The organism is Saccharopolyspora spinosa NRRL 18395, assembly GCF_000194155.1.
GTDB classification, from domain to species: domain Bacteria; phylum Actinomycetota; class Actinomycetes; order Mycobacteriales; family Pseudonocardiaceae; genus Saccharopolyspora; species Saccharopolyspora spinosa.
Window position 1 is genome coordinate 172,143 of sequence record NZ_GL877883.1, and the last position, 13,390, is coordinate 185,532.

9 protein-coding genes and 1 pseudogene are annotated in these 13,390 nt (G+C 70.5%); 7 read left to right on the forward strand and 3 right to left on the reverse strand.

Going from position 1 to position 13,390, the window contains the following annotated elements:
• Nucleotides 1-77: 77 nt before the first annotated feature.
• Entirely contained in the window at nucleotides 78-1,172 is a 1,095-nt protein-coding gene (locus tag SSPN_RS0138790) for a glycosyltransferase family 4 protein (protein ID WP_044577256.1), read from the reverse strand.
• Nucleotides 1,173-1,349: 177 nt separating this feature from the next.
• Here SSPN_RS0138790 and SSPN_RS0138795 point away from each other — a divergent pair, with 177 nt between their 5' ends.
• The 3 genes and pseudogenes from SSPN_RS0138795 (at nucleotide 1,350) to SSPN_RS0138805 (ending at nucleotide 6,595) form a co-directional block, all read left to right on the forward strand.
• The gene (locus SSPN_RS0138795; protein ID WP_010315625.1) at nucleotides 1,350-2,297 is read left to right on the forward strand and encodes a glycosyltransferase family 2 protein; all 948 of its coding nucleotides are present in this window, start codon (nucleotides 1,350-1,352) and stop codon (nucleotides 2,295-2,297) included.
• A gap of 764 nt (nucleotides 2,298-3,061) precedes the next feature.
• A pseudogene (locus SSPN_RS48040) lies at nucleotides 3,062-5,547 on the forward strand (glycosyltransferase).
• Nucleotides 5,537-6,595, forward strand: a complete 1,059-nt coding sequence (locus SSPN_RS0138805) for a glycosyltransferase family 4 protein (protein ID WP_010315628.1) — start codon at nucleotides 5,537-5,539, stop codon at nucleotides 6,593-6,595. Before SSPN_RS48040 ends, SSPN_RS0138805 begins: the two are co-directional and overlap by 11 nt.
• A gap of 156 nt (nucleotides 6,596-6,751) precedes the next feature.
• Here the strand turns inward: SSPN_RS0138805 and rfbD are convergent, their stop codons facing one another.
• Entirely contained in the window at nucleotides 6,752-7,669 is a 918-nt protein-coding gene (gene rfbD / locus SSPN_RS0138810; protein ID WP_029536157.1) for a dTDP-4-dehydrorhamnose reductase, read from the reverse strand.
• On the reverse strand, nucleotides 7,666-8,655 hold the full coding sequence (gene rfbB / locus SSPN_RS0138815; RefSeq protein ID WP_010315630.1) for a dTDP-glucose 4,6-dehydratase: 990 nt from the start codon (nucleotides 8,653-8,655) through the stop codon (nucleotides 7,666-7,668). The genes rfbD and rfbB overlap by 4 nt, the downstream gene beginning before the upstream one ends.
• A 532-nt stretch (nucleotides 8,656-9,187) precedes the next feature.
• Here rfbB and SSPN_RS0138820 point away from each other — a divergent pair.
• From SSPN_RS0138820 to SSPN_RS0138835, 4 genes are all read left to right on the forward strand, one after another.
• Nucleotides 9,188-10,624, forward strand: a complete 1,437-nt coding sequence (locus SSPN_RS0138820; protein WP_010315631.1) for an LCP family protein — start codon at nucleotides 9,188-9,190, stop codon at nucleotides 10,622-10,624.
• Nucleotides 10,625-10,756: 132 nt separating this feature from the next.
• A complete protein-coding gene (locus SSPN_RS0138825; RefSeq protein WP_010315634.1) occupies nucleotides 10,757-11,938 on the forward strand; it encodes an LCP family protein in 1,182 nt (393 codons plus the stop codon).
• Between the two features lie 223 nt (nucleotides 11,939-12,161).
• Nucleotides 12,162-12,626: a LuxR C-terminal-related transcriptional regulator gene (locus SSPN_RS0138830; protein ID WP_010315635.1), complete on the forward strand. Its 465-nt coding sequence runs from the start codon at nucleotides 12,162-12,164 to the stop codon at nucleotides 12,624-12,626.
• Nucleotides 12,627-12,642: 16 nt separating this feature from the next.
• A complete protein-coding gene (locus SSPN_RS0138835) occupies nucleotides 12,643-13,353 on the forward strand; it encodes a TIGR03089 family protein (protein WP_010315637.1) in 711 nt (236 codons plus the stop codon).
• The last annotated feature ends 37 nt before the right edge of the window (nucleotides 13,354-13,390 follow it).

A 13,390-nucleotide genomic window follows, 5' to 3' on the forward strand; every position in this document is an offset into this window, starting at 1 on the left:
CGTGACGAGTAGACGAAAATGTGTTCTGCCCTGCGTTTCCCGGTGCCTCAATGCCCGGGTCCCCGGCTTGCGCGAAATCAGCCGGCGATGTCGAGGTGCCCGCGCCAGACTTCCCGCGCCGCCTGCTGCCAGGTGAAATCCGCGACCCGCCGGGTTCCGGCCGCGATCAGTTCGTCCCGGCGAACGGCATCGTCGACGACGGTGCGCAGGGCTGCGGCGAGCGCGGATGGGTCGGCACGCGGGACAGTTACACCGGCTCCACCTGCGACCTCGACCAGCGCCGGCGCATCGGAATGCACGATCGGCACGCCGAGCGCCATCGCCTCGACGAGCGGGAGGCCGAAGCCTTCCGCGAGGCTCGGAGCGGCCAGCGCCGTCGCGTTCCGCAGCAGGGCGGCGAGTTCGGCGTCGGAAACCGACTCCAACACGCGCACATGTGGCACGCCGCACTCGGCGGCGATCCGCAGCACGTCGACGTCGCCCCAACCCCGGCGGCCGACGATCAGCAGCGGCACGTCCGGGGCGGCGGGTTCAGACATCGCCCGCACCAGGTGTTCGTAGCCCTTGCGCGGCTCGACCGTGCCGATCGCCAGCACATACCGCGCGGGCAACGCCAGTTCCGCGACGGTGGCAGGGTCGGGTTCGACCAGCAGGGATGGGGTGACGCCTTCGCCGATGACCTGCAGGCGAGCCTTGATCGGGATGCGCTTCGCGAGATCGTCGGCCACTGCGGCGGTCGGCACGACCAGTGCGTCGGCGTGCCGTGCGGCGCGGCTGATCGCCCGCCGGTGCCAGGAAACTCCGCGCGGCGTCAGGGTTTCCGGATGTGTCCACGGAACCGTGTCGTGCACGGTCACTACCAGACCGCGTCCGCTTTTCGCAGGTGGCGCGAGGGGCGTCATGGCGTGCACCGAGTCGCCGCCCGGCCAGAACGGGACCCCCCGCTCCCAAGCAGCGATCAGCGCGCGGCGCGGGACCGGCAGCACTCGCGGCCCGTGGACGCCGGGAACGCGGGCAGCTTTGGGATCGCCGCCGCGGCTGACGACGCTGCTCAGCTCCCACCCGCTAGGCGCGGTTTCGGCCATCGCGCGCAGCAGCTCCCGTGTATAACGCCCGGTTCCGCCGGGAACCGGGGCGAGCAGCTGGTCGGCGATCGTTACGAGCTCGGGCACCCGCACAGCTTCCCGCACCCGCACGCTGGGGCGACCGCCGGTTGCCGAGCTCAACGCCCAGCGCGGCCCCCGCGAAGCCGCCGACCGGGCCGTTATCGCAGGTGGTCAAGGCTGTGCGAGATCGAGGACCGGGGACTGCGAGCAGCTCGGTGGCGCTGGTGCGTAACGTCTTCGGGCGTGACGGCGTCGGAACGGGTGCGCAGCACCGTGGTCGTGGTGACCTGGCGAGGGCGGGACCACATCGAGGCGTGCCTGGACGCACTGGCGACCCAAGACCGTCCACATCGGACACTCGTGGTCGACAACGCCTCCGACGACGGCACGGCCGACCTGATCGCCGCCCACCCGTCGGCGCCGGAAGTGCTGCGGCTACGCCGCAACACCGGCTACGCCGGCGGAATCGCCGCTGCGCTAGACCGCATCCGCACTCCTTACGTCGCGTGGCTAAACGACGACGCTGCGCCAGCCTCCGGCTGGCTCGCGGCGCTCGAAGGCGCGCTCGACGCGGACGGCTCCGCCGCCGCAGCGTCCTCCGTGCTCCGCACGCCGGACGGCCGCGTGCAGTCCGCCGGCGTGCGCCTCACCGCCGACGGCCACGGCGCTGACGCGCCTGATGCCTCCGGCGGTGTGTTCGGCTTCTGCGGCGGCGCGGCGCTGCTGCGCACCGCGCACCTCCGTTCCGCCGGTGGCGTGCCAGCTCACTTCTTCTGCTACTACGAGGACACCGACACTGCGTGGCGGCTCCGCCTAGCCGGGCATCGGATCGTCCCGGCGCTCGACGCCGCCGCCTCGCACCTGCACGGCGCGACAACGCTGCCGGGTTCGGCATTGTTCCACCGCTGGAACGAGCGGAACCGCCTGCTCACGCTGCTTCGCTGCGCTCCCGCCGCGGTCGCGGCGCGAGAGCTCGCCCGCTTCGCGGCGATCACCTTCGCCTTGCCGTTGCGGCGCGCAACCGGGGGTCGTTCCGGTCCCGACGCAGCGAACTTCCGCGTCGCCTTGCGACTCGGCGTACTGGCCGAGGTCGTGGTGAGGCTGCCCGCGGCGCTCCGCGCCCGGCGTCAGATCGGCCGGGCGGCCCGGGTTCCGCGACAGGAGATCTGGGAGGCGTGGGCAGGCGCTTGAATCCAGCCCCCTCGCGGCATGCATTCACCGGTCGGTGGATGGCGCGAACGGCCCGTTCGCGCCACTAGACGACGTCAACAGTCCGTTCGCTCCACCCAACACACCCACCCGAACCCACACACCCGGGCGTGTCCGAACCCCGACCAGACAAAACGAACGCGATCCAAATCACCCACAGCGCAAGCGCCATCGAGCCTTCGGATGGCGCGAACGGCCCGCTCGTGCCACTAGACGACCTCAACAGTCCGTTCGCTCCACCCAACACACCCACCCGAACCCACACCGCTGCGCTCCCGCCGCGGTCGCGGCGCGAGAGCTCGCCCGCTTCGCGGCGATCACCTTCGCCTTGCCGTTGCGGCGCGCAACCGGGGGTCGTTCCGGTCCCGACGCAGCGAACTTCCGCGTCGCCTTGCGACTCGGCGTACTGGCCGAGGTCGTGGTGAGGCTGCCCGCGGCGCTCCGCGCCCGGCGTCAGATCGGCCGGGCGGCCCGGGTTCCGCGAGTCCGAACCCCGACCAGACAAAACGAACGCGATCCAAATCACCCACAGCGCAAGCGCCATCGAGCCTTCGGATGGCGCGAACGGCCCGCTCGTGCCACTAGACGACCTCAACAGTCCGTTCGCTCCACCCAACACACCCACCCGAACCCACACGCTCCGGCGTGTCGGTCGGGCGGCCTGTGAGGTGTCGGGATGGTCGCGATTTCTCCGACACCCCGCAGGCTGCGCCGGGTGATGGTGCACGCTTTAGGGCGTGGCTGAATTGTCCGACCGCAGCAACCTGCCCGTGGTGTCGGTGATCGTGGTCAACTACCGCGGCGCGGACGACACCATCACCTGCCTGCGAGTGCTCCGCGAGGATCTCGACTACCCGGCCGATCGGCTGGAGGTGATCTGCGTCGACAACGCTTCCGGTGACGGCAGCTCCGAGCAGATCCGGGCCGCCGCGCCGGAGGTGCGGCTGATCGAGTCGGACACCAACCGCGGCTTCGCAGGCGGGTGCAACCTCGCGGCGCGCAACGCTACCGGCCAGGTGCTGGCCTTCCTCAACAACGACGCCAAACCGGACCGCGACTGGGTTCGGGCGGCCGTCGCGGTGCTGCGGTCGGAACCGACCGTGGGCGCGGTCGCCAGCAAGGTCCTGGACTGGGAGGGCCGACACATCGACTTCGTCGACGGCGGCCTGACCTGGTTCGGCATGGGCTACAAGCGCCACGCGGGCGAGGTCGACGACGGTTCGCACGATGCGGCGCGGGACGTGCTGTTCGGGACCGGTTCGGCACTGTTCGTGCGGGCCGAGCTGTTCGCCGCCCTCGACGGCTTCGACGAGCGCTTCTTCATGTTCTACGAGGACGTCGACCTCGGCTGGCGGTTGAACCTGCGTGGCTGGCGCGTCCGTTACGAGCCGCGCTCGCTGACGTTCCACCGCCACCACGCGTCGATGGCCGAAGTGTCCTCGGCCCGGGAGTACTACCTGCTGGAGCGCAACGCGCTGGCGGCGCTCTACAAGAACGTCTCCGACGAGACACTGGCGAGGGCGCTGCCCGCCGCGATGGCGCTGTCCGTGCGGCGGGCCACCGCGCGCGGCGAGATCGACCCGACGCAGCTGGAGATCACCCGGCGCGGCGACCACGAGGACGACAGCCCGGTTCCGATCGCCCGCTCCGCGCTGGCCGGGATGCTGGCGATCGACCAGTTCGTCGAGATGCTGCCGTCGCTGAAGCAGTCCCGAGAAGAGGAGCAGCAGGCGCGCGTGCGCACCGACGCGGACCTGGTGCCGCTGATGCGCAAGGCGATGGAGCCCGCCTACCCGCTGCCGCGCTACCTGGCCGCGCACGACGCCCTGGTCGAGGCGTTCGAGCTGGACGGGGTCTTCGGTCGCCCGCGGAAGGTCGTGGTGATCACCGGCGACGCGGTCACCGAGCGGATGGCCGGTCCGGCGATCCGCGCGTGGCACATGGCCGATGTCCTCTCCGCCGAGCACGAAGTCCGGTTGGTCAGCGTCAACGCGCTGGTCAGCCCGCCGGAGTCGGATTTCGCTGTGGTCGCGGCGAAACCGCGCGAGCTCGGCGCGCACGTCGACTGGGCGGACATCGTGGTGCTGCAGGGCCACGTGCTGGAGATGGTGCCGGCGCTCAAGCACGTCGGGTCCACCAAGGTCGTGGTGTGCGACGTCTACGACCCGATGCACCTGGAACTGCTGGAACAAGGTCGCGACACCGACGACGAGCGCCGCGCGAAGGACCTGGCCGGCGTCACCAAGGTGCTCAACGCCCAACTGCAGCGCGGCGATTTCTTCCTCTGCGCCTCGGAGCGGCAGCGGCACTTCTGGCTGGGCCACCTCGCCTCGCTGGGGCGTTTGACCCCCGGCCTGTACGACAACGACCCGACAGTCCGCTCGCTGCTCTCGGTCGTGCCGTTCGGCCTGCCGTCGGTGGCGCCGCGCCGCACCGGCCCGGCGATCAAGGGCAACCGGTCCGGCATCGCGGCCGAGGACAAGGTGGTGCTGTGGGCCGGCGGCGTCTACAGCTGGTTCGACCCGCTGACGCTGCTGCACGCGGTGCACCGGCTTTCCCAGCAGCACGACGACGTCCGGTTGTTCTTCCTCGGCATGAAGCACCCGAACCCGGACGTGCCGGAGATGGGCATGGCCGAGCAGACCCGCGGCCTGGCCCGGCGGCTCGGGCTGACCGACAAGTTCGTGTTCTTCAACGAGACCTGGGTTCCCTACGGCGAGCGGCAGAACTACCTGCTCGACGCGGACTGCGGCGTCACCACTCACTTCGAGCACGTGGAGACGACGTTCGCGTTCCGGACCCGCGTACTGGACTACCTGTGGTCCGGGCTGCCGGTGGTGACCACCGACGGCGACTCGTTCGCCGACCTGGTGCGCGAGGAGGGCATCGGGGTCGTGGTGCCAGCCGAGGATCCGGACGCGCTGGCCACGGCGCTGAAGAAGGTGCTCTACGACGAGGAGTTCGCCGCCGAGTGCCGACGCCGCATCGCCCCGGTCCGCGAGCGGTTCACCCGCCGCTGACGGAGTTCTGCCGCGACCCGCGCCCGGCCGCGGACCGGCTCAAGGCGAGCGCGCCGCTCGTGCGCAGCCCGCAGCTCAACCGGGTCGAGACGGTGCGCCGCGACATCGCGCTGCTGCGCGAATACCTCGACGCGGGCGGGCCTTTCGAGGTCGCGAAGCGGGCGACCGGTCGGCTCCGGCGGCTCGCCGGCGAGCGGTTCCGTGGCCGCTGACCTGCGCGTCCTGCTGGACGGCACGCCGCTGCTCGGTCGGCGCACCGGCATCGGGCGCTACACCGCGTCCCTGGTGACCGAGCTCGCGTCCCTTGTGGACGTTCGGCTGATCGGGCTCACCACACGCGGCTGGTGGGAGTTGCGTTCGCTGGCCCCGGCCGGAACGCGCGCGGTGGGGCCCCCGATCCCGGCGCGTGTCCTGCGCAAGCTTTGGCAGCGGGGAACTTTCCCGCCGGTGGAGCTGCTCGCCGGGGCGGCGCAGGTGGTGCACGGCACGAACTTCGTGCTGCCACCGTCGATCCGAGCGGGCGGTGTGGTGACCGTGCACGACCTTGCGTTCCTGGACGATCCATCGCTGGCCGAGCCCGACTTGCCCGAGCTCGTGCGGAGCTCCGCCCGGCGGGCGCGGGTGGTGTGCACGCCGACGGCTGCGGTCGCCGATGCCGTCAGCTCCCGCCTCGACGTTCCGCGGGGCAAGGTCGCGGTAACCCCGCTCGGCGTCGATCCGGAGTGGTTCTCCGCAACACCAATGAGCTCCGATCTCCTGGTCCACTACGGACTTCCGTCGGAGTACCTGCTGTTCGTCGGCTCCGAGGGCCCTCGCAAGGGACTCCCGGGGCTGCTGGAAGCCTTGGAAGCCAACGGGTCCGGCCTACCGCCGCTGGTCATCGCGGGCCCCGGCGAAGCGGGAACCCACGACGGGATCATCCGCACCGGCTACCTCCCGGAAGACCACCTGCGCGGCCTGGTCGCCGGAGCCAGCGCCCTCGTCGTCCCCTCCCGCGACGAGGGATTCGGCCTGCCGGCCCTGGAAGCACTCGCCTGCGGCACGCCGTTGGTGTGCTCGGACATCCCAGCCCTCCGCGAAGTCACGGCGGGCCAAGCGATCCGCTTCCCCCACGGCGACCCGACGGCCCTCAACGAAGCCCTGCACCAAGCCCTGACCAGTCCCCCAGACGCGGAAAAGGGCCGTGCCCAAGCTAAAGCCTTCACCTGGCGAACCTGCGCCGAAGCAACCCTGAACGCATACCGCCTCGCCGCAGGCTGAACGCCCCGGACAGGCATCAGGCCAGGCTCCCAGTCATGCCCCCGGGGCACCTGGCCTTCCTTCCTCGCCCCGGCGACACCCATTGTGCGCACCGCGCCAGCCGATATCGCGTCGAAGCGGCCCTGCCGGGGCTACTCGCGCCCTCCGGGTGACTGGTCAGCGGGTTCGGAGGGTTTCGCCGTCTTTCTCGAAGGCCGCCGCCAGGGCTTCCCGCCAGGTGCGCATCGGGGTCAGGCCCGCCTCTCGCCACGCCACGTCGGACAGGACCGAGTAGGCCGGGCGGTGCGCCGGGAGGGGGAAGTCCGCCGTCGTGCACGGGTGGACGCGGTTCTCGTCCAGGCCGAATTCCGCGAAGATCGCCCGCGCGAACTCGTACCAGGTCACCTGGCCGGAATTGGTGCAGTGCAGCACCTTCTGCTCCGGTCCACGGCGTTCGGCGACCCGTTCGGCCAGCTCCAGCAGGCCGCTCGCCAGGTCCGCCGCCCAAGTCGGCGAGCCGATCTGATCGTCCACAACGGACAGCGTGTCGCGCTCCCCCGAGAGGCGGATCATCGTTTTCAGGAAGTTCTTGCCGCTCGCGCCGTACACCCATGCCGTGCGCACCACCCAGGCCCGCGCGCCGGACTCCAGCACGGCCCGTTCGCCTTCGAGCTTGGTGCGCCCGTAGACCGATCGCGGCCCGGTCGGGTCCGTCGGCTCGTACGGCCGGGCCCCATCACCGGGGAACACGTAATCCGTCGACACGTGCACCAGGGGCAGACCGCTGCTCCGGCACGCTTTCGCCAGCGAGGCCGCGCCTTCGGCGTTGATCCGGGCCGCGCGGTCCGGGTCGGACTCGGCCGCGTCCACCGCCGTGTACGCCGCGGCGTTGATCACCACCGGTCGCAGCTCCGCGTCCTTCGCCGTCTCCGCGAAGGAACCCAACGCGTCGGCGACCTCCTCGGCGTCGGTGACGTCCAGTTCCCCGGAACCCGGCCGGTGCACCAGCGCCCCCGTCCGCGCGGCGAGGATCCGGGCCAGCTCCGAGCCCAGCTGGCCGCGGCCGCCGGGCACCAGCACGGCGAGGCGACTCATCGAGCCACCGCCGATCGGGCCTTCAGCGGCTCCCACCAGTCCCGGTTGTCCTGGTACCAGCGGATTGTCTCGCGCAGCCCGGTCTCGAAGTCGACCTGCGGCGCGTACCCCAGTTCCTCGACGATCTTGCTGTGGTCCACCGAGTAGCGGCGGTCGTGGCCCTTGCGGTCGGTGACCGGCCGCACCACCGACCAGTCGAGGCCCAGCTCTGCCAGCAGCCGCTCGGTCAGCTCGTTGTTGGTCAGCTCGGTGCCGCCGCCGATGTTGTAGATCTCGCCCGCGCGCCCGGAGTCGGCCACCAGCTGGATGCCCCGGCAGTGGTCGCTGACGTGCAGCCAGTCCCGCACGTTGAGCCCGTCGCCGTAGAGCGGCACCTGGCTGCCGTCCATCAGGTTCGTGATGAACAGCGGCAGCACCTTCTCCGGGAACTGGTAGGGCCCGTAGTTGTTGGAGCAGCGGGTGATGCACACCGGCAGTCCGTGGGTGCGGTGGTAGGCGCGGGCCAGCAGGTCCGAGCCCGCTTTCGCCGCCGAGTACGGGGAATTCGGCTCCAGCGCGTGGTCTTCGGGCCACGAGCCGTCCTCGATGGAGCCGTAGACCTCGTCGGTGGAAACGTGCACGAACTTGCCGATCTCGGCGTCGAGCGCGGCCTGCAGCAGCACGTTGGTGCCGACCACGTTGGTGATCACGAAGGCGTCCGAGCCGGTGATCGAGCGGTCGACGTGGGTTTCGGCGGCGAAGTGCACCACCACGTCCACGCCGGACATCAGGCCGCCAACCAGTTCGCGGTCGCAGATGTCGCCGCAGACGAACTTCAGCCGGGGGTTGTCCGCGACCGGCGCCAGGTTCGCCTCGTTGCCGGCGTAGGTGAGCTTGTCGAGCACGACCACGTCGGCGTCGGCGAATGCGGGGTACGCACCACCGAGCAACTGCCGAACGTAGTGCGAGCCGATGAAACCGGCTCCGCCGGTGACCAGAATCCGCATCGCGCCCTTCCTCGCCGGGATTTCGCGGCCCGCTGCAGGTCCGCGTGCGCAGTCTGGCATGACACACCGAGCTACGAAGCAGGATCCCGCATTACGCAACGTGACGAAGTCGCTTCGCCCTTATGAGGGATATCACCACTGTTGCTGGGACCTGCCCAACCGCCCCAGGAACACCGCTAGCCTGCATTCGGAACACGAGCAAAATCACTTCCCGAAACTGTAACGCCCGCCGGCAGGCCAAGGAGGATTCGTGGAGGACCGGCCGAGGTGGCCAGGCGGCCCGCAGGGTCAGCCCGGCAGACCCGTTCCGCCCCGCGGACCCGGCGCCCACGGCCGGCCCGGGGTCGGCGGCACCCCGCCGAGCAGTCGTCGCGGCGGAGCCGCTCCACCACCCGGCGGCCCCGGCCGCAGGTCCGCCCAGAGTGACGCTCGTCGCCGTTCTTCCCCCCGTTCGGGGAATGCGCAGGTTCCCCCGGAAGGCGACGTCTGGCAACGACGACGCAACCACCGGGGCCCGCGCACCTTCGGCCGGATGCTGTTCGCGCTGCTGTCCGTGCTGGTGCTGAGCATCACCGGGTTCGGCTGGGCGATGTTCCGGCCCGGCGCCGGCAGCACCTCCACCGCCGACGTCATCGGCAAGGGCCTCAGCGCCCCGGACGGCGCCACCGACATCCTGCTGATCGGCAACGACAGCCGCACCGACGCCTACGGGAACCCGCTGCCCGAGAACGTCCTGCGGGAACTGCGCACCAGCTTCGACGGCGGCGACCTCACCGACGCGATGATCCTGGTCCGCATCCCCAACGGCGGGCAGAGCGCCAGCGCGATCTCCTTCCCCCGCGACACGCTGGTCGACCTCGGTCTCGGGGAGGGCAAGACCAAGCTCACGGAGACGATGAACCGTGGCAAGCAGGCCGAAGTGGCGAAGCTGAAGAAGGCGGGCATCACCGACCAGGCGGAACTCGACGAGAAGTCGAGGCTGGCCGGGAAGCAGCTGCTGCTGAACACCATCGAGAAGATCACCGGCGTCAGCATCGACCACTACGCCGAGGTCAACCTGCTCGGCTTCTACGACGTGACCAACGCCATCGGCGGTGTCGAGGTCTGCCTGGAGGACGACACCAAGGACCCCATGTCCGGTGCGAACTTCCGCAAGGGCCAGCAGACCATCCAGGGCGCCGACGCGCTGGCCTTCGTCCGCCAGCGGCACGGCCTGATCAACGAACTGGACCGCGGCAAGCGCCAGCAGGTCTTCATGTCCGCGCTCGTCCGCAAGGTCATGTCCACCGGAACGCTGACCAACCCGGCCAAGCTGACCGAACTGGTCAACGCCATCCAGAAGTCGGTGATCCTGGACCCCGGGCTGGCCAGCGATGTGCTGGGATTCGCCCAGCAGATGCAGGGCATCGCGGGCGGCGACGTGCAGTTCTTCACCGCCCCGGTGCACTTGGTCGGCTCCTCCGGGTCGGAGGACGTCACGATCAACATCCCGGAGGTCAAGCAGTTCGCCGCGGATCTGCTGCTGTCGCCGGAGGAACGGCAGCAGAAGCAGATCGCGGTGCAGGCCCGGGCGGACATCTCGGTCAGCGTCTTCAACTCCTCCGGCGTCAGCGGCCTGGCCGCGCGGGTGCTCGACGAGATCTCCGGGCAGGGCTTCAAGGCCGGCGGCAGCTCCAACGCCGAGACCTTGGACCGCTCGGTCATCTACTACGCAGCCGGTGAAGAGGCGGCCGCGAAGCAGGTCTCGGACGCTCTCGGGGGCGTGCCCACGGAAGCACGCTCCAGCGTCAAAGCGGGCAGCTTGCAGGTCTACCTGGGCAAGGACTACAAGGGTCCGGGCACGCAGAACTTCGCCGGTGACCAGACCGTTCGGCTCGACGGGCTGCGCCAGGCCGCGCCGCTGCCGGCTCAGGCGGCACCCGAAGAGGAGCCGGTTATCACCGCGGACGGCGTGCCCTGCGTGCGATGACCGGCGTCACGCCCAGCGATATGAGCGCGTATTCCCCGCAAGGTTTCAGCCACGGTTAACCGCCGTGCTGCCGCCAGGGGGTTTCCCGGGTGGTTAACCTAGTTCGTCGGACAACGGTTGGGGGAGTACGAAGTGGGCGAACCGGAACAGGAACCGGAAGCTGCGGCATCGAGCCATCCGCACCGGTCTGGGATCCGCATCGCCGGGCGCAGCGCGATCGCGCTGATCTCGGCCGTCGTGCTCGCCCTCACCGCCATCGGCTGGATCGTGGTGGACCGGCTCAGCGACGTCAGCTCGGCGAAGGTCCTCGCCGACGTGCCGCAGACGCCACCCGCCGACGACGGCGCGACGGACGTTCTGCTGGTCGGCAGCGACAGCCGCACCGACGCGCAGGGCAACCCGCTGCCGGAGAGCGTGCTGAAGCAACTGCGCACCGAGGCGGTCGGGGGCCTGAACACGGACAGCCTCGTGGTGATCCGGATCCCGCACAACACCACGCAGCCGACCGCCGTGTCGATTCCGCGCGACACCTACGCCAACGTGCCGGGCAGCCGTCCGGAGAAGATCAACGCCGTCTACGGGCTGACGAAAGGTGCCACGGCCGCGAAGCTGCGGGCCGACGGCATGCCGGAGGCGGAGATCGAGCACAACGCGCGGCTGGCCGGGCAGCGCGCGCTGGTGCAGACCGTGCAGAACCTCACCGGGTTGCGCATCGACCACTACGCGGAGATCAACCTGCTCGGGTTCTTCGAGCTCACCGAGGCCGTCGGCGGGGTCGACGTTTGCCTGCAACAGGCCACCAGCGACAAGGATTCCGGCGCGGACTTCACGGCGGGACGGCACACCATCTCCGGCGGTGACGCGCTGGCGTTCGTGCGGCAGCGGCACGGCCTGCCGCGCGGCGACCTGGACCGGATCGTGCGGCAGCAGGCGTTCATGGCCGGGCTGGCCAACAAGGTGCTGTCCACCGGCACGCTCACCGACCCGGGGATGATCAACGACCTGATGCAGGCCACCCGCCGCGCGGTGGTGCTCGACGACGGCTGGGATCCGCTGGGCTTCGTGCAGCAGATGCAGGAACTGGCTGTGGGGCGGGTCACGTTCGTGACGATGCCGGTGATCGACAACGGTGCCCGCGACGACCGCGGGCAGTACATCGTCAGCGTCGAGCCGGCGGCGGCGCAGACCTTCTTCGGCAAGCTGATCACCCCGGGACCGCCGCGGCTGGCCGCGACGCCGCGGCTGCGCCTGGACGGCACGGCGCGCACCCAGCAGCCGATCACCTCCGACGGCGGAATCCCCTGCGTCAACTAGCAGCGCGGCTGATCGCGTTGCCGTGGCTGGTGGAGCTGGAATGCCGGCCTGGGTTGTGGGCGGACGCCGGCGAGCACGCCGCGGAGGGCCTCCACCTGGCCCGCGACACCGGGCAACGGCCTCACGAGGCGGACTTCCTGTCCCCGGGTCGCGCTGCTCGCCGCGTGGTGCGGAGGCGCAGCTCGGCGCCAAGTCCGCGATCCATCCGCGGAATCCGCTCTGCTTGCAAGCGATTCTGCACCGCTGCCAGGCGCTCGTCCGCAACGACGAGAAGCACCACCAACTGTCCACATCAGAGATCGAGGACTGCCTCTTCGAACGGGGACGCGGCTGCCTCCTGCACGGCCAGTGGTTGCGCCGCGACCGGCGGCCTGCGGAAGCCCGCGCCGCGCTGCGCATCAGCATCGACCTGTTCCACAACCCGGGGGCGCGGGAATGGGCGCAGCCGTGGTCGCGGCGAGCTGCGCGCCTGCGGCGGATCGGCGCCCCGCGACGGCGCAGCGGCGCTGACCGCGCAGGAACGCGAAATGGCCGCACTCGCCGCGCCCAGGGGCTGAGTAACCGCGAGATCGCCGCCCGGTCGTTCATCAGCCACCGAACCGTCGGGTACCACCTGCACAAGGTGTTCCCGAAGCTCGGGGATCTCGGGCCGCGGACAGCTCCGCGACTTCGAACCTCGGACCCGTGACCGTTACGCTCGCACAATGAGCGTTACCGAGGCACTGCTCGGTCCCCTGCTGGCCAGCGGGGCGCCGAAACCGCTGATCACGCACTACGACGACGCCACCGGTGCGCGCATCGAGCTGTCCCGCGCGACCACCGCGAACTGGGCGGCGAAAACGGCGAACTGGCTGGTCGACGAGCTCGACCTAGAGCCGGGCGCGCCGGTCCTGGTGGCGCTGCCTGCGCATTGGCAGACCGTCGGGGTGCTGCTGGGGGCTTGGTGGTGCGGGGCGCACATCACGGACGACCCACAGGGCGCCGAGGTGGCGTTCGTCCCGGCGGCCGACCTGGACCGCGGCAAGGGAGCGCACACGATCGCCGCCGTGGGCCTGGACGCGCTCGGAGCTCCGATGCGCGACCTGCCCGGCGACGTCGCCGATTATGCGTCGGACATCCGCGTGCACGGCGACGACTTCAGCCCGCTCTCGCCGGTCGGCGGTGACGACCCGGCGCTGCTGGAGCTGTCGGTCGACGAACTTGTCGCCGAGGCTCGGCAGCGCGCCGAATCCCTGCACATCGTGCGCGACGACCGGGTCATGTCCACATTGGAATGGTGGCTGCCGGGCGGGGTGGTGGACGGCTTCCTCGCGGTGCTGGCCGCGCAGGCATCCCTGGTGCACTGCACCAACCCGGACCCGCAGAAGCTGGACCAACGCCGCTTCGACGAACGCATCAGCGTCGAGCTGAACTAGGGACTGCCCCCGGGCTCGTTCTGCGTGGCGGTGCGGG

What these genes read in the sequence shown, in the direction of transcription:
- rfbD (WP_029536157.1), bottom strand. Translation starts at nt 7,669, where the DNA reads ATGAGTCGCCTCGCCGTGCTGGTGCCCGGCGGCCGCGGCCAGCTGGGC.
- rfbB (WP_010315630.1), bottom strand. Translation starts at nt 8,655, where the DNA reads ATGCGGATTCTGGTCACCGGCGGAGCCGGTTTCATCGGCTCGCACTAC.
- SSPN_RS0138820 (WP_010315631.1), top strand. Translation starts at nt 9,188, where the DNA reads ATGCTGTTCGCGCTGCTGTCCGTGCTGGTGCTGAGCATCACCGGGTTC.
- SSPN_RS0138835 (WP_010315637.1), top strand. Translation starts at nt 12,643, where the DNA reads ATGAGCGTTACCGAGGCACTGCTCGGTCCCCTGCTGGCCAGCGGGGCG.